12 protein-coding genes and 2 rRNA genes are annotated in these 16,538 nt (G+C 68.5%); 1 reads left to right on the plus strand and 13 read right to left on the minus strand.

Going from position 1 to position 16,538, the window contains the following annotated elements; translation table 11 throughout:
• Positions 1–6: 6 nt before the first annotated feature.
• The 11 genes from ACFWHR_RS10415 to ACFWHR_RS10465 all read right to left on the minus strand — a co-directional run bounded on the left by ACFWHR_RS10415 (position 7) and on the right by ACFWHR_RS10465 (position 14,655).
• Positions 7–3,951, minus strand: a complete 3,945-nt coding sequence (locus tag ACFWHR_RS10415) for a Pls/PosA family non-ribosomal peptide synthetase (protein ID WP_382448237.1) — start codon at positions 3,949–3,951, stop codon at positions 7–9.
• Positions 3,952–4,149: 198 nt separating this feature from the next.
• A complete protein-coding gene (locus ACFWHR_RS10420) occupies positions 4,150–5,133 on the minus strand; it encodes a site-specific tyrosine recombinase XerD (protein WP_382448238.1) in 984 nt (327 codons plus the stop codon).
• Entirely contained in the window at positions 5,133–5,816 is a 684-nt protein-coding gene (locus ACFWHR_RS10425) for an NUDIX domain-containing protein (RefSeq protein WP_382448239.1), read from the minus strand. The genes ACFWHR_RS10420 and ACFWHR_RS10425 overlap by 1 nt, the downstream gene beginning before the upstream one ends.
• Positions 5,809–7,503 carry a CTP synthase gene (locus tag ACFWHR_RS10430; RefSeq protein WP_382448240.1) on the minus strand — a complete coding sequence of 565 codons (1,695 nt, stop codon included), beginning with the start codon at positions 7,501–7,503 and terminating at the stop codon, positions 5,809–5,811. The genes ACFWHR_RS10425 and ACFWHR_RS10430 overlap by 8 nt, the downstream gene beginning before the upstream one ends.
• 92 nt (positions 7,504–7,595) lie before the next feature.
• Positions 7,596–8,858 carry an AI-2E family transporter gene (locus ACFWHR_RS10435; protein WP_382448241.1) on the minus strand — a complete coding sequence of 421 codons (1,263 nt, stop codon included), beginning with the start codon at positions 8,856–8,858 and terminating at the stop codon, positions 7,596–7,598.
• A gap of 47 nt (positions 8,859–8,905) precedes the next feature.
• Positions 8,906–10,597 (minus strand): DNA repair protein RecN, encoded by a 1,692-nt coding sequence (gene recN, locus ACFWHR_RS10440; protein ID WP_382448242.1) that lies wholly within the window; start codon positions 10,595–10,597, stop codon positions 8,906–8,908.
• A complete protein-coding gene (locus ACFWHR_RS10445; RefSeq protein ID WP_382448243.1) occupies positions 10,594–11,520 on the minus strand; it encodes an NAD kinase in 927 nt (308 codons plus the stop codon). The genes recN and ACFWHR_RS10445 overlap by 4 nt, the downstream gene beginning before the upstream one ends.
• Complete coding sequence (locus ACFWHR_RS10450) at positions 11,517–12,392, minus strand: TlyA family RNA methyltransferase (RefSeq protein ID WP_382448244.1); 876 nt, start codon at positions 12,390–12,392, stop codon at positions 11,517–11,519. Before ACFWHR_RS10450 ends, ACFWHR_RS10445 begins: the two co-directional genes overlap by 4 nt.
• Positions 12,382–12,531: a hypothetical protein gene (locus ACFWHR_RS10455; RefSeq protein WP_382448245.1), complete on the minus strand. Its 150-nt coding sequence runs from the start codon at positions 12,529–12,531 to the stop codon at positions 12,382–12,384. Before ACFWHR_RS10455 ends, ACFWHR_RS10450 begins: the two co-directional genes overlap by 11 nt.
• A gap of 40 nt (positions 12,532–12,571) precedes the next feature.
• A complete protein-coding gene (locus tag ACFWHR_RS10460; protein ID WP_382448246.1) occupies positions 12,572–13,612 on the minus strand; it encodes an HAD-IIA family hydrolase in 1,041 nt (346 codons plus the stop codon).
• On the minus strand, positions 13,612–14,655 hold the full coding sequence (locus tag ACFWHR_RS10465; RefSeq protein WP_382448247.1) for a hypothetical protein: 1,044 nt from the start codon (positions 14,653–14,655) through the stop codon (positions 13,612–13,614). The genes ACFWHR_RS10460 and ACFWHR_RS10465 overlap by 1 nt, the downstream gene beginning before the upstream one ends.
• 9 nt (positions 14,656–14,664) lie before the next feature.
• Between ACFWHR_RS10465 and ACFWHR_RS10470 the strand changes: the two genes are divergently transcribed.
• Positions 14,665–16,011 (plus strand): hypothetical protein, encoded by a 1,347-nt coding sequence (locus tag ACFWHR_RS10470; protein WP_382448248.1) that lies wholly within the window; start codon positions 14,665–14,667, stop codon positions 16,009–16,011.
• A 188-nt stretch (positions 16,012–16,199) separates the two neighbouring features.
• On the opposite strand, the gene rrf is transcribed toward ACFWHR_RS10470, so the two are convergent.
• Positions 16,200–16,316, minus strand: a 5S ribosomal RNA gene (gene rrf, locus ACFWHR_RS10475).
• A 130-nt stretch (positions 16,317–16,446) separates the two neighbouring features.
• Positions 16,447–16,538, minus strand: a 23S ribosomal RNA gene (locus ACFWHR_RS10480); the annotation flags it as partial.

The raw sequence follows: 16,538 nt of genomic DNA on the forward strand, positions 1-16,538 counted from the left end.
GCACGGTCACTTCGTCGACTGGTAGGCGCGCAACTTGAGCGCGCGCCAGGGGCCGATGGGGTTGCCGCTCCAGCGCGATCCGACGGGCACGCTCTCGCCGCGCATCACGAGGGAGGCGGGGCCGACCGTCGCGTGCGCGCCGATCACGGCCGCGGGCAAAATAACGCTGTGGGGGCCGAGTGTGGCCCCGGCAGCGAGTTCGACGGTATCCATGCTCATGATTCGATCATGAAACAGGTGGGTCTGCACGACGCAGCCCCGGTTCACCGTGGATCCGTCGCCCAGCGTGACCAAATCTGGCTCGGGAAGCCAGTACGACTCGCACCACACACCCGAGCCGATCGTCGCGCCGAGCGACCGCAGCCACACCGCGAGCGCGGGGGTGCCGGCCGCCGCCCGCGCAAACCAGGGCGCGGCGAGCATCTCGGTGAACGTGTCACTGACCTCGGTGCGCCACACAAAGCTCGACCAGAGCGGCGCCTCGCCAGCGCGAATCGGCCCCACGATCGCCCACTTCGCGGCCGTCGTCACGCCAGCCGCGACCGCGCCCGCCGCGAGCATCACGACGCCCGAGAGCAGCGCCGTGGTGACCGGACCGACCGTCGTCCACAGCCAGGCGAACGCGCCGAGTACACCGAGGCCGAGCGCCGTCGTAGTGAACACGGCGACGATGCGCCCGAGTTCCCAGAGCGCGCGAGCGATGCGCAGGCCCGCGCCCGGGTGGTACGTGCGGCTGTCGTCGCCGCCCTGAGCGAGCCGTCGCAGGCGCACCGGCGGTGAGCCGAGCCACGATGAGCCGGCCTTCGCCTTGTTCGGCGCGACCGACAGCACCGCGACGAGCGAGTCCTTGGGCACTCGGTGCCCTGGCCCGGCCATGCCAGAGTTCCCCAGGAAGGCGCGCTTACCAATGCGCACCCGTCCGATGCGCAGCCAGCCGCGGTGCAGTTGGTATGACGCGACCATCGTGTCGTCGGCGAGAAACGCGCCGTCGTCGATGCGCGTCATCGCCGGCAACAGCAGCACGGTCGAGGCCTCGACGTTGCGCCCCACGCGGGCGCCGAGCATGCGCAGCCAGACGGGCGTAAACAGGCTCGAGTAGATCGGAAACAGAAAGGCGCGCGCCGCATCGAGCAGGCGCTCGGTCGTCCAGCTCTGCCATCCGACACGGCTGTGCACCGGGAAGGTGCCCTCCGTCAGCCCGATCGCCAGCAGTCGCACGAGCACCAACACCGAGCCAGCGTAGACGACGCCGGTCAGCAGCGTCGCGGGTACGAGCCAGGCGAGCGCCGCGAGCAGCGCCCCGCCGAGCGTGTCTGCCCCGCGCACCCCAGCCGCGATCACGAGCCCGCCGACGGCGAACGAGACGAACGGCAGCAGCGCGAGCACGACCGACGACAGCCCGAACGCGATTCGCCACGCGGGCTGATGCGGCGGCCGACCGGCCGGCCACTCGTCTGCGCGGCTCGCCCCGACGCGCACCGCGGGCGAACCCGCCCAGGTCTGTTCGGCTTTCACTCGGCCGAAGACGGCGGATCCGGGAGCGATCTCGGCACCGTCATCGATGCGCGTGCCGGGTGCGAGCGTACTGCGCGCTCCCACGGTGACGTCGCTGCCGATCCTGACCGCCCCAACCCGCAGCAGGTCGCCGTCGATCCAGTATCCGGTCAGATCAACCTCGGGTTCGATCGCGGATCGCGCGCCGACCGCCAGTTTCCCGGTGATCGGCGGCAGCGTGTGCAGGCTCACGTCGGCACCGATCTTCGCGCCGAGCGCTCGGGCGTAGAGGGTGATCCACGGTGCGCCCGCCAGGCCGACGGCGTCGATCTGCTGCGCGAATTGCTCGGCCAGCCACAGCTTCATGTGCGTGGCGCCGCCGCGCGGGTAGTCGCCGGGGCGCAGGCCAGCGAGCAGCAAGCGGGCGACAGCCGCCGCAATCGCCATCTTGCCGAACGGCGTCGCGAGCACGAGGAGCGCGATCAGCAGCGCCCAGATCGGTACGCTCGGCAACACCTCGAACCCCGTGGTGAGGTTCAGCACCGTGCCAGCGGTCAGCAGGTACACGAGCCAGCGCAAACCGCTCGCGATGAACAGCGGCACACCCGCGAGCGTCTGCGCCCACTGGGTGCGCCGCGGCGTCGGCGCTGGCTCGTGAAAGTCACCGTCGTCGTGCGCCTCCGCGACCGCCGAGATCGCCTTCGCCATCGCGCCGAGTCGGGGCACGTCGTAGATGTCGGCGACCGTGAACTCGGACACGCGGGCCCTGATGCGGGAGACGAGTTGCGCCGCGGGCAGCGATCCGCCGCCCAGGTCGAAGAAGTCGGCCTGCGATCCGGGCACCGGCACCCCGAGCACCGACTGCCACTGCGCGGCCAGCCACTGCTCGCTCTCGCTCAGCCCCTCGGCCAGCGGAGCGTCGACGCCGGGCAGCGGCCACGGTAGTGCCGCGCGGTCGACCTTGCCCGAGGTGCGAATTGGCAGCTCGTCCACGATCGCGAGCAGCGGCATCACACCCGCGGCGAGCCGACCAGAGAGGTGCTCGCGCGCGAGGGCGCGATCGAGGGGCTCCTCACCCTCCACGACGAGGTACCCGACGAGCACCGGCACCCCCGCCTCGCTCGCGCGCACGGCGGCCGCGGCGGCGGTGACGCCCGGCAACTCCTGCAGCGCGTTTTCGACCTCGCCCAACTCAATGCGGCGCCCACCGACCTTGACCTGATCGTCGGCGCGGCCGAGAAATATCAGCCCGGTCGTCTCGTAGCGCACGAGATCGCCCGAGCGGTACGCGCGCCCCCACCCGAGTTCGGGCATCGGCGCGTACTTTTCCGCGTCTTTCGCGGGGTCGAGATAGCGGGCGAGGCCGACCCCGCCAATGATGAGTTCGCCCGACTCCCCCGGTGCTACGCGACGCCCGGCCGGGTCGACGACGGCGAGATCCCAGCCGTCGAGCGGCAAGCCAATGCTGATCGACGAGACCCCGTCGAGTTGGCAGCCGCACGCCACGACTGTGGCCTCGGTGGGGCCGTAGGTGTTCCAGACCTCGCGTCCGTCCTCGACGAGCCGGGCGGCCAGCTCGGGCGGGCACGCCTCGCCGCCGAAGATCAGCAGTCGCACGTGCTCGATCGCCTCGCGCGGCCACATCGCGGCGAGCGTCGGCACGGTCGAGACGACGCTGATGCCCTGGCGCACGAGCCACTGAGCCAGGTCTTCGCCCGCGCGCACGATCGCGCGCGGAGCCGGAACGAGGCACGCGCCGTGCCGCCACGCGAGCCACATCTCCTCGCACGATGCGTCGAACGCGACCGACAGCCCCGCGAGCACGCGATCGCCCGGGCCGAGCGGTTCTCGCTGCACAAACATGCGCGCCTCGGCGTCCACGAACGCCGCCGCCGAGCGGTGGCTGACGGCGACGCCCTTCGGCACGCCGGTCGACCCGGAGGTGAAGATGATCCACGCGTCATCATCGGGGGTCGGGGCCGCACTCGGGGTCGGGGCGGCACTCGGGCCCGGGGCGCTGTCGACTTCCCCCGCAACCTGGCGGCGCACAAAGCCGTTGTTGCCGACGACACCGATCACTCGCGCCTCGCCGAACACGAGACGCGCCCGCTCGTCGGTGTCGTCGGCGTCGACGGGCACGTAGGCGGCCCCGGCGCGCAAAATGGCGAGGATCGAGATGTACAGGTCTTGTGATCCCGAATCGATGCGCACCCCGACCCGGTCGCCTCGCCGCACACCCACGGCGCGCAACTCTGCGGCGAGCGCGTCGACCGCCGAAACGAGTTCGCGGTAGCTCAGCGCCCCGGCACCGGCGTCGATCGCGGACGCGTCGGGGTGGGCTTCGGCGGTTGCCAGCAAGATATCGATGAGTGTGCTCTCGGGCGCTGCGAGCGCTCCGCGGGTGAGCGGCAGCTGCGGATCGTCAGTCTGGGCGTCGTCAATCTGAGTGGCGTTCACTGCGCGGTGTCTTCTCGTTGTTCGGCTTCGGGTCGCGCGCCCAGTGCGGGCAGCGCAGACATTCTGCTTCGAACTATGCCATCTGGGCGCCACTCACGGCGCCTGAGTCGCCGAAGTTTCCCCTCCCGTCATCTCCCGTTCATGCCGGGGCGGCTCGCGGCTCTCGGCTCTCGGCTCGCGGCTCGCGGGGCGACGCGCCTACTTGGCGCGCGGGTGCGCGAGCAGGTAGTGCTCGCGCAGGGTATCGGCCGTGACCTGCGTGTAGATCTGGGTGGTCGTCACGGAGGCGTGGCCGAGCAGTTCCTGCACGGTGCGCACGTCAGCGCCACCGGCGAGCAGGTGCGTCGCGAACGAGTGGCGCAGTGTGTGCGGTGACACCTCGCGCGTGAGTTCGGCCCGCTCGGCTGCCGCGCGGATCACGAGCCACGCGCTCTGACGCGAGAGTCGCGCGCCGCGGGGGCCTACGAACAGCGCTGGCGTGCCTGATCCTCGTGTGACCATCTCTGGCCTCGCCCGCACCAGGTAGGCGGCGAGCGCGCGGCCCGCGTAGCTGCCGTAGGGCACGATGCGCTGTTTGGAACCCTTGCCTGTCACCTGAACGAACCCGCCCGCGCCGAGCGCCGCCTCAGGGTCGCTCACCGCATCGACCTGCCCGGGCGCGCCGATCAGGTCGTCGACGTCGAGCGCCGTGACCTCGCTAACGCGGGCACCGCTCGCGTAGAGCAGTTCGAGCAGCGCGCGATCCCTGAGCCCCACGGGGTCATCGCCACCGGCGGCGTTCAGCAGTGCTTCGACGTCTTCGAGCGGCAGCGCCTTCGGGAGGCGCTGGGCGCGCTTCGGGGTGCGCACGCCGCTGCCAGCGTGCGCGTCGAGGAGGCCCTCCTCGAATAGAAACCGGTGCATGCCGCGCACGGTCGACAGTCGGCGCGTAATCGAGGCCACGGCGAGCGGTGGCTTCGGGTCGGCGCCCGGCACCTCCTGCGGGCTCGCGAGATCAGCGACGTATTCCGCGAGGGTCTCGGGAACCACTGCGCCGAGGTCGGTGATGCCGCGCTGCTCAAGCCAGGTGGCGTAGGCGGCGAGATCGCGCCGGTAGGCCGCCTGGCTGTTCGCGGAGAGGCCGAGTTCAAGGGCGACGTGACGCAGGTATCGCTCCACGCCCTGGTGCACGCTGACGGGCATTAGCGCGAACGGAACCCCGGCACGGCCGCGCGCGCCGACCAGGGCAGCTCGGCCGAGCGCAGCGTCGACCAGCCCCGGCTGCGAGCTGCGACGGCGGCGAGCACGGCGTTCGCGGTCACCGTGTTCTGCACGCGTCCGTCGAGCACGGCGTCGACGACCTCCTCGAGCGGCACCCACACGGGCTCGAGCTCGGTCTCCTCCTCCGCGCGCACGTACGAGTGCGTCGCGGGCGAGAGCCCTCGAGCGAGAAACACGCGCATGGCCTCCGACGAGCTGCCGGGGGCCAGAAAGAGATCGAGCAGCAGGTGCCAAGAGTCGGCCTGCGTGTCGGCTTCTTCGGCGAGTTCGCGCTGCGCCCCCGCGAGACCCGATTCGCCCGGCACGTCCATGAGCCCGGCCGGAATCTCCCACAGCCTATGGCCGGTGGAGTGCCGGTACTGCTTGATGAGCAGCACGCGATCATCCTCGTCGAGCGCGAGCACGGCGACGGCGCCCGTGTGATCGACGTAGTCGCGCGCCAGCACCGTGCCAGCGAACTCGAAGCTGTCACGCCGCATGTCCCACACCTGGCCGGTCGCGATCAGCTCGCTCTCGACGACGCGCACATCGTCGGCGCGTTCGTCAGAAAGCGGGCCGAATACCTCGGCCTCGCCGCCCGCGAGCGCGCCGACGCGGTCACTCACCGTTGTCGACCTCGAACAGCTGCGCTGCATCGCGGCGATCGATCGCGGCACCCACGAGCCCCGCGAACAGCGGGTGCGGGGTGCCCGGGCGCGAGCGCAACTCGGGGTGCGCCTGCGTGGCGATGTAGTACGGGTGCACGTCCGTGGGCAGCTCAACGTACTCGACGAGCGCGCCATCGGGGCTGGTGCCCGAGAACGAGAGGCCCGAGGCCGCAATCTCGTCGCGGTAACGGTTGTTGACCTCGTAGCGGTGACGGTGACGCTCGGTCGCTGTCGGCGCACCGTACACGGCGGCCGCGAGCGAGCCTTCAGCCAGCGCGGCCTCGTACAGGCCCAGGCGCATCGTGCCGCCGAGGTCGCCGCCATCGATGATGTCGACCTGCTCGGCCATCGTCGCGATGACCGGCACGGAGGTCTCGGGGTCGAACTCGGTCGACGATGCGCCGTCGAGCCCGGTGACGTGGCGGGCGTATTCGATCACCATGCACTGCAGGCCCAGGCACAGGCCGAGCGTCGGAATGTGGTTTTCGCGGGCGAAGCGCAGCGCACCGAGCTTGCCCTCGATGCCGCGAATGCCGAAGCCGCCGGGGACGCAGATGCCGTCGACATCGCCGAGCGCCTCGCGCGCGCCCTCTGGCGTCTGACAGGTGTCTGACGGCACCCAGCGAATGTTGACCTTCGTCGAGTGCGCGAAGCCGCCGGCGCGCAGCGCCTCGGTGACAGAGAGGTAAGCGTCGGGCAGGTCGATGTACTTACCGACGAGCGCGAGGGTGACCTCGCCCTTCGGGTGGTGCACCGCGTCGAGCACCGGCTGCCAGCCGGTCCAGTCGACGTCGCTCGAGCGGTCGGAGAGGCCGAGGTTCTCGACGATGATGCTGTCGAGGCTCTGGTCGTTCAGCAGGCGAGGCAGGTCGTAGATGCTGGGCACGTCGATCGCGTTCACGACGGCGTCTTCGTCAACGTCGCACATGAGTGCGATCTTGCGCAGGTTGTCGTCGGTGACCGGGCGGTCGCTGCGCAGCACGAGCGCGTCGGGCTGAATGCCGATGGAGCGCAGCGCGGCAACGGAGTGCTGCGTCGGCTTCGTCTTCTGCTCGCCCGAGGCGCCCATGAACGGCACCAGGGAGACGTGCACGAAGAACACGTTCTTGCGGCCGAGCTCGTGGCGCACCTGGCGTGCCGACTCGAGGAACGGCTGCGACTCGATATCGCCGACGGTGCCGCCGACCTCGGTGATGATGACGTCGGGGCGCGGGGTCTCTGAGGCCTGCAGGCGCATGCGGCGCTTGATCTCGTTCGTGATGTGCGGGATCACCTGAACGGTGTCACCGAGATACTCGCCGCGACGCTCCTTGGCGATCACCGTCGAATAGATCTGCCCGGTCGTCACGTTCGCCGCCTGCGACAGATGAATTCCCAGGAATCGCTCGTAGTGACCGATGTCGAGGTCGGTCTCAGCGCCGTCGTCGGTCACGAAGACCTCGCCGTGCTGGAAGGGATTCATCGTGCCCGGATCCACATTCAAATACGGATCGAGCTTCTGCATAACGACGTGCAACCCACGCGCTGTCAGCAGATTTCCGAGACTCGCGGCGGTGAGGCCCTTCCCCAGCGAGGAGACGACACCCCCGGTCACGAAGATGTGTTTGGTGACTCCGGCCTGGTCCGCGTTCTGCTCTGTTCCCACGGGCTTTAATCCTATCAGTTCATCTCGGACTTGTTCATCACGCATTTGCTCTGTGCTGCTTGAGTGCTGCTGCTTGAGCGCTGCTCATCTGGCTACCGCAGCTCTTGCCGCGGCACCCACACTTGTTTAATGATCATCAGCATCATCGCCGTAACCGGGATCGAGATCAGCGCACCGAGCAGCCCCAGCAGCGTGCCGCCGGCGAGCGCGCCGATCACGACGAGCGCGCCGGGCACCGACACCACGCGATTCATCACGCGGGGCGTCAGCAGGTACGACTCGATCTGCATGTAGATCAGGTAGTAGACCGCAGCGATGATGGCGGTCGTCGGCGAATCGAACAGCGCGACGATGGTTACCAGCACGGTCGCGACGACCGAACCGATCAGAGGAATCAGCGCGAGGAAGAACACGCCCACCGCCACGAGGCCGGCGAACGGCACCCCCACAATCGTCATCATGATGAAGCCGAGCACCGCGTTGATGAACGCGAGGATCACCATGCCGTTGACGTAGCCACCGACCGACTTGGTGACTTGCTCGGTGATGTCCATCACCTTCGCGCGACCCGACCGCGGCACGAGCGAGTAGAACGCGCGCTTGATCGACTGCAGTGAGGCGAGAAAGTACAGGGTGAGAATCAGCACGATGAGGCCGGCCGTGAGACCGTTCGCGATGCCGATACCCGCTTGCCACACTCCCCCGGCGACCTGCGCCCAGTTTTCTGGCTTGCTGACGATCTCTTGCCCGATCTTCAGCAGGCCGTCGAAGTCGATGAACTTGCCGAAACGCTCGTTCACGTCGGCGAACCACTGCTGCTGGGTGATGTCGCGGAACAGGAACGGCGCACTGCGCACGAGCTGCGAGATCTGATTCGCGATCATCGGGATGATGATCGCGAGCAGACCAGCGATCACCAGCACGAAGCCGCCGAACACGACCGCGATGCCGAGCGGGCGGTTCAGGCCGCGCCGGTTGAGCGCGCGCACCACCGGGTCGAGCCCGAGCGCCACGAACAGCGCCGCCGCCACGTACATAATGATCGTGGTGAGCTGCTCGACCATGCCGCCGAACAGCATCGCGACGAGCACGCCCAGCGTGATCGTGAAGCCCAACTGGAACGGGCCACGAATGACGAACTCGCGCGTGCGTGCGTTTGCGCGCTCCTCGACCGCGTCTACCGCGGCCTCGCGCGCGTCGCGATACATCTCGCGGGTGTCAGCGTCCATCTGCTCGATGTCGGCGTGCTTCACCGCGGGATGCGAGTCGAGGTATTTCGCCTTTGTCGCCGCATCATCATTGAGATCGGGCTTCTTCATGCCCGCGGAGCGCAACCGCCCCAACAACTTCACCATGTGGGGAGCGTAGCAGCCACTCGCGACATTGCTGGTGCGCCCGCGGCCTAGGCCGCGTCGCGCAGCGCAAGCAGTTCGGCGGCGTGCTCGAGCGCACTCCCCGAATCGCTGAGCCCTGAAAGCAGTCGCGCCATTTCGGCGAGCCGCGCATCGCCCTCAAGCCGCCTGCAGCTGCTCTCGGTGAAACCACCGGCCGAGTCCTTCACGACCTGCAGGTGGTTCGACGCGAACGCCGCGACCTGCGCGAGGTGCGTGACCACGATGACCTGTGACGTGTGCGAGAGCCGCGCGAGGCGGCGACCGATCTCAATCGCGGCGGCGCCACCCACGCCCGCGTCGACCTCGTCAAACACAAACGTCGGTACGGGGTCGACCGCGGCGACCACGACCTCGAGGGCGAGCATGACGCGCGACAGTTCGCCACCAGAGGCCGATTTGGCGACCGGCCGCGGCGGCGCACCGGGGTGCGGGCTCAGCAGCAGCTGCACGTCGTCGCCGCCAGATGCGCCGAGCGCGGGTGACGGCGACACCTCGACCACGAACGTCGCGTCGGGCAGTGCCAACTGCCGCAGCTCGATCGAGACGAGTTCGGAGAGCTTCGCCGCCGCAGCCGTGCGCTGATCGGTCAGGCGTGCGGCGAGCTCGCGCTCGCGCGCCGTCTCGGCCTCCAGTCGCTCGGCGAGCTCGTCGACGAGGTCGCCGTCGCCGTCGAGTTCGGCGAGACGCACCGCTGACGCCTCCGCGGTTGCAATGACAGCAGCGCTGTTTGCGCCGTACAGCCGGAAGAGTCCGTTCAGTGCCGCGAGTCGATCGTTAGCGCGCGCAAGTTCGCCCGGCCCCTCGTCGTCGAGGTCGCCCGCGTACGCCGCGAGCTCCGTCGCCGCGTCGGCGATCTGAAAGCTCACGCCGCGCAGCGTTTCAAGCACGGACGCGAGCCTCGGATCGAACGCCGCGACGCGCTCAAGCTCACGCACCGCCTCGTCAACGAGCCCCCCGGCGTCGCGCACGAGCGGTTCGTCAGAGTCGCTCGCGAGCGCCTCGTGGGCGGTTGCACTCGCTGAGTGCAGGGCCTCGACGTTGCTCAGCAACTCGATGCGCCCGGCCAGCTCGACCTCTTCGCCGACCTGCGGATCCACCGCCGCGATCTCGTCCAGCTCCTCGCGCAACCGCGCGGCCTCGGCGGCCCGATCGTCGCGCGCCTCGGTCAGTTCGTGCACCCGCGCGCTGAGCTGCTGCCGCTCGCGATGTGAATCGCGATACTCGGCGAGCGTCTGCGTCAGCTGCTCCCCACCGAAGCGGTCGAGCGTCTCGCGCTGCGCCGCGGCTGATTTCAGCCGCAGCTGCTCGGACTGGCCGTGCACCGCGAACAGGCGGTCGGCAAGCCGGCTGAGGCTACCGACGGGAGCACTCGCCCCGCCCACGCCAGCGCGGCTGCGCCCTTCAGCGCTGACCGTGCGGCTGAGTACGAGTTCGCCGTCTTCGACCTCACCGCCGAGCTCATCGACGATCTCTTCGACCGCCGGATCAACCGTGCGCACGATGCCGTGTACCCGGGCCTGCGCGGCGCCGACTCGCACGGCACCGGCGTCGCTGCGTTCGCCCATGAGCAGGCCAAGCGCGCTCACGACCATCGTCTTACCCGCGCCGGTTTCGCCAGTGATCGCGGTGAAACCGGGCCCGAGTGGCACCGTCGAATCGACGATGACGCCGAGATCTCTGATCCGAAGCTCTTCGATCATGCGGCCTCACCCCCGCGCCGGCCGCCGCGCCAGCCCGATGTGGGCAGGTGGAACTTGCGCACGAGTCGATCACTGAACACGCCGGCGTTCAAACGCGCCAGGCGTACCGACTGCGCCGAACGGCTTACCGTCACCACTGACCCGGCGGGCAGCTCGGTGCGCCGGCGTCCGTCGCACCACAGCACGCCTGGCCCAATGTTCTCGGGCAGAATGCGCACGCGCAGCTCGGAGTCGGTGCCGGTCACGAGCGGACGGTTGAAGAGCGCGTGAGCCGCGATCGGCACGATCAGCATCGCCTGCACGGTCGGCCACACGATCGGCCCACCGGCGGAAAACGCGTAAGCGGTCGAGCCGGTCGGTGTCGCGAGCACGACGCCGTCGCACGCAAACGTCGAGATCGGTCTGCCGTCGACCCCGATCTCGACCTCGAGCATGCGGCGCTGCTTCTCGACACTCGCCTCATTGAGCGCCCAAGTGTCTGCAATGAGCACGCCGTCGTGGCTCGCGCGCACGTCGACGGTCAACCGCTCCTCGACCGTGTAGTCGCGGCGCAGCACCCGATCGATGGTCGTCGAGAGGTCGAAACTCTCCATCTCGGCGAGGAACCCGACGTGGCCCAGGTTCACGCCAACGATCGGACAGCCCGATCCGCGCAGCAATTCGGCAGCGCGCAAAATGGTGCCGTCGCCGCCGAGCACGATGGCGGCTTCGAGGTCGGAGACGTCGACGTCTTCGCCCAGACGGGCGATGCGCTCGACTTCAAGGTGCGGTGAAAAGTCGTCGCGATCTTGCTCGTCGAGCACCGGTACGACGTCTGCGGCGAGCAAGGCGGTCACGGCCTCGACGGTCGCTGCGACGGCCTCGTCGCGGTGCGTGTGCGACACGATCAGGATCCGCCGTGCATTGTCGATCTGCGTGCTCATCGCGCCTCCTCCGCTCGTGCCGGGTCGCCGTGCAGTGTCGCATCGGGAGACCCGGTGAGCTCCGCGATACGCGACTCCCATTCTGTCGGACCAGCGTCTACGGCGCGCACAAAATGGCCGAGGAACTCGCGATTGCCAGTCGCCCCGATCACCGGCGACGACGCGAGCCCCCGAGCGGCGAACCCGTGGTCGGCCGCCGCGCGCAGCACGATGCGCATCGCGTCGGCCCACTGCGCCGGCGACGTTACGACGCCGTCTTTCACGCGCCCGACCTCGAACTGCGGCTTGATCAGCAGCACGACATCGGCGTGCTCGGCGGCGCAGGCCGCGATCGCCGCGAACACCAGTCTGAGCGAGATGAACGACAGGTCAGCCACGACCAGCGCGGGCTGATCACGCACTCCGGTGTCGGCCGCAAGGTTCTCGGGGGTGAGGTCGCGCGCGTTGCGCCCCTCCACGAGTCGAACGCGAGGATCGTCGCGCAGCCGTTGCGCGAGCTGATCATGCCCAACGTCGATGGCCAGCACGGTCGCGGCACCGCGTTCGAGCAGTACCTGGGTGAAGCCGCCGGTGGACGCGCCGAGGTCGAGGGCGATTCGGCCGTCAGGATCGATGCCGAACGTGTCGAGCGCCGCGAGCAGTTTGTGGGCGGCGCGGCCGACGTAGTGGTCTTCCCCGCGCACCGAGACGTGATCGCCCGCAGTGACCTTCGCCCCGGCCTTCGTCGCGACGACGCCGTTGACCAGGGCGTTGCCCTCAGCGATCAGCTCGGTCGCGCGACTGCGCGACCGCACCAGCCCGAGTTCTGGCAGTACGCGGTCGAGGCGCACGGTGTCGCCCGCCCAGGTTGCACCCCGGGGGTCAGGCGCCATGGTCGCCCCGCTGCAGTTCAGCCAACAGTTCATCGTGCAGCTGTTCGAAACCGAGCGCCCGCTGCTGCAGCGGCTGGGATTCGATGACTTCAATGCGGCTCATCAGGCCGGTGTCGTCGCTGTGCTCGGTCGAGGTCATGCGTCCAGCCTAGCGACGACCTCCGACGTGCGGCTGAGGCTCAGCGCCAGTGATCCTCGTAGAGAATCTCTGGCACCTTCAGGCCGTAGATTGCGAGCCCGGAGGCCCAGATCGCAGCGCAGCCCGCGCGCAGCAGATTGATCTGCGAATCGCCCTCGGCAACTACTGAGGCCACGTGCCCGTCCATGCGTACCTTCGCCGTTCCCACCTGCATCGTGCCGTCTTTCAGGCGCTCAGTGCTGGGGTACGGCTCGTGCAGTTCGGCGAGCGTAGCAACAATGAATTCGGGGCGCATGTCTTGGGACGCTGCGACGAGCTGCTTCGGCCGGTCGACGCCCGTGAGCACGTGCAGCGAGGGGATGCCCGCAGCGAGCGCGCCCTTGATGTCGGTGTCGAGTCGATCGCCGATCATCAGTGCGTTGCGTGTGCCGAAGCGTTCGAACGCCGCCTCGAAGATCGGTGTCTCGGGCTTGCCCGCGAACACTGGCAGCCGCTGCACCGCCGTGTGTACGGCAGACACCAGAGTGCCGTTGCCCGGGGCCAAACCGCGGGCGACCGGAATGGTCCAGTCGGTGTTCGTCGCGATCCACGGCAGCGGTTCGCGGCCCGGCTGCTCCGCGAGCGCGAATGCGGCCTCTGCCAGGTGCACCCAGCCAACCTCCGGCGCAAACCCCTGCACAACGGCCGCGGGATCGTCATCAGCGCTCCGCGTGACCTCGAATCCGGCCTTGCCCAGCTCGTCGACGAGCCCATCGCCGCCGATGACCAGCACGCGTGAGCCCGCGGGTACGGTGCGCGCGAGCAGCGACACAGCCGCCTGCGGCGAGGTGACGATGTCGGCGGCAACGGCGCGCAGACCGAGCTCGCGCAGGTGCGTCGCGACGGTCTCGTCGGTGCGAGACGCGTTGTTCGTGACGTATGCCACGCGCACCGCCTCTGCTGCACGGTTCAAGTGATCGACCGCCTGCGGGATCGCGTCAGGACCGCGGTAGATCACCCCGTCGAGGTCCGCGAGCACGAGCTCGCGACCCTCGATCGGGGCTGCGCCGAGCGCGGTCGCACGCTTGCCGAACAGTGCCATCAGTCCTGCTTGTCCGTGGTGGGCTCGGTGTCGGCGTCAGCATCTTCAGCGCTCGCGTCTTCAGCGTTCGCGTCAGTAGCCTCGGCCGGAACGGCGGCACCGGTGATGCCGGCGGCCGCGAGCAACTCGTCGACCTCGTCTTCGATGGACATTTCTTCATCGCCGCGCTCAGCAGCATCGAAGTCATCGGTTTCGACGTCGTCGGTCGCGACATCATCTGTGGCGACGTCTTCGGTTTCGACGTCTTCGGTCTCGACCTCGTCAGCCTCTGCTGCCACCGGCGCCTCGGCCACGTGCTCGTCGCCGAAGTCGTCGGCCGGATCCACCATCGCTTCTTCGTCTTCTTCAGTGGACACCTCGGGCTCAGCCGCGGGCTCCTCCTCGTAGATCTCGAACACCTCGAGCTCGTCGAGCGAGCCGTGGTGCGCCTGCAGGGCGCGCGCCGCGTGCTCTGCGTGCTCGAGCCACTGCGCGGCGTCGGCGGGGCGCTCGAGATCTTCGAGCACTGCGGAGTACGCAGCGAACAAATCGGGGCTCCACGAGAACGCCTTCGCCGGGTTCAACTCGGGGATCTCGAGCTCAAACAGGGCCTGCTGGGTCTGACCGAGGTCCAGGCGGGCGCCCGACATCGCGATCGCAAGGTGCACGCGCTGCTCGGTGTCGAGCTTGCTGGCGTCCACATCGAGTCCGGTCTCGATCGCCTTCTCAGGGCGTCCGAGCCCGCGCTCGCAATCAACCATGAGCGAGACGTGACCGTCTTGACCGCTCAGGCGACGGTGCGTGCGAAACTCGCGAAGCGCGAGGGCAAAATCGCCCGTGCGGTATGCGGTGATCGCGAGCGTCTCGCGGGCGACGGGAATGCGGCCCGCACGTCGGCTCGCCGACAGCGCGTGCTGATGCGCAAGCTCGGGCTCATCGTCAATCAGGAACGCGACCATCGCGAGATGACGCGCAACGCGCTCTTGCACGTCTGCCTGCAGCGTCTTCAGTTCGTTGCGCGCTGCCGGGTGCAGGTCTCTCGGCTCGACCTCGTCCGGGAGCACCGGGTCACGATGATCCGAGCGGACCGGACGAAGCTCGTGCTGCAGGCGCTCGGCTTCGGTGAACACGCGCTCGCGGCCACCGCGGTCGCTGCGTCCGGCGCCACGCGTGCCACCGCGGCCGTAGCCGGGTGCGTCGTCGCGCTGCGGGCGACCGTTGCGGTCCCCGAAGTCGCGGCGCGGGGCGCGGTCGTTGCGGTCCCCAAAGTCACGACGCGGCGCGCGGTCATTGCGGTCCCCGAAGTCACGACGGGGTGCGCGATCATTGCGGTCGTTGCGGTCCCCGAAGTCGCGGCGCGGAGCGCGGTCATTGCGGTCGCCAAAATCACGACGGGGTGCGCGATCGTTGCGATCACCGAAGTCACGACGGGGTGCGCGATCGTTGCGGTCACCGCGGTCACCGCGGTCGTCGCGCTGCGGGCGACGGTCGTTGCCGCCGAAGTCGCGACGCGGTGCACGATCGTCGCGGTTACCGAAGTCGCGACGCGGCGCACGCTCGCCACCTCCATCGCGCTGCGGGCGACGATCATCACGATCACCAAAATCACGACGGGGTGCACGATCGTTGCGTTCGCCAAAGTCGCGACGCGGAGCACGATCGTTACGATCGCCGAAGTCACGACGGGGAGCGCGATCATTACGGTCGCCGCGATCATCACGCTGTGGACGACGATCATTGCCGCCGAAATCACGACGGGGCGCACGATCGCTACCGTCTTCACGCTGGGGACGACGATCGTCACGATCGCCAAAATCACGACGGGGACCGCGATCGTCACGGTTACCGAAATCACGACGCGGCGCACGATCGTTGCGGTCGCCCCGATCGCCCCGGTCATCACGCTGCGGACGACGGTCGTTGCCGCCGAAATCACGACGCGGAGCCCGATCGTCCCGTGCACCGAAGTCGCGGCGCGGAGCACGATCACTGCCACCGTCGCGCTGAGGACGGCGATCATCACGATCACCAAAGTCACGACGCGGAGCACGATCGTCCCGCTGCGGGCGACGATCATCGCGGTCGCCGAAATCACGGCGGGGCGCACGATCATCGCGCTGCGGGCGAGCACCATCACGGTTGCCAAACTGTGGACGCTGCGAACCGCGGTCGTCGCGGTTACCGTACTGCGGACGCTGCGAACCACGATCGTCGCGGTTTCCGTATTCGCGACGCGGGGCGTCACGGTCCCGCTGCGGGCGACGATCATCGCGGTCGCCGAAATCACGGCGGGGGGCACGATCATCGCGCTGCGGGCGGCCGCCGTCGCGGTTGCCATACTGTGGACGCTGCGAACCGCGGTCGTCGCGGTTACCGTATTGCGGACGCCGACGATCGCCGTCGCGCTGCGGGCGGCCTGAGCCGCCGTTCCGCGCGTCGTCGCCGCGCTGGTTCCGGGGGCCGCGATCCGAGGAGTCGTACCGATCGGGTCGTTCATTCATGGGGTGCCTCCGAAAATCAGCGCTGTTGAAATGTCTATACAAAGCGAAAGGGCCGCACAGTGTGAGCCAGCATTGGCTCCCACTGTACGACCCTTTCTGTAAAAGGTGTCCGGCGGTGTCCTACTCTCCCACAAGGTCCCCCTTGCAGTACCATCGGCGCAATCAGTCTTAGCTTCCGGGTTCGGAATGTGACCGGGCGTTTCCCTGACGCTATGGCCGCCGTAACTCTATTCACATATGACCACACCACCCCCAACAAGGGGCCGTGTGTGGCCGTACGTCTAGAACCACAAAGTGGACGCGAAACAATCGTTACAAAAAAGACTTATGCAACACCCCACCAGGGGGTGTAAAGAAATCAAGTCATCGGCTTATTAGTACCAGTCAGCTCCACACTTTACAGTGCTTCCACATCTGGCCTATCAACCCAGTAATCTACTGGGAGC

Source organism: Leucobacter sp. NPDC058333, from assembly GCF_042726155.1.
Taxonomy (GTDB): Bacteria; Actinomycetota; Actinomycetes; order Actinomycetales; family Microbacteriaceae; genus Leucobacter.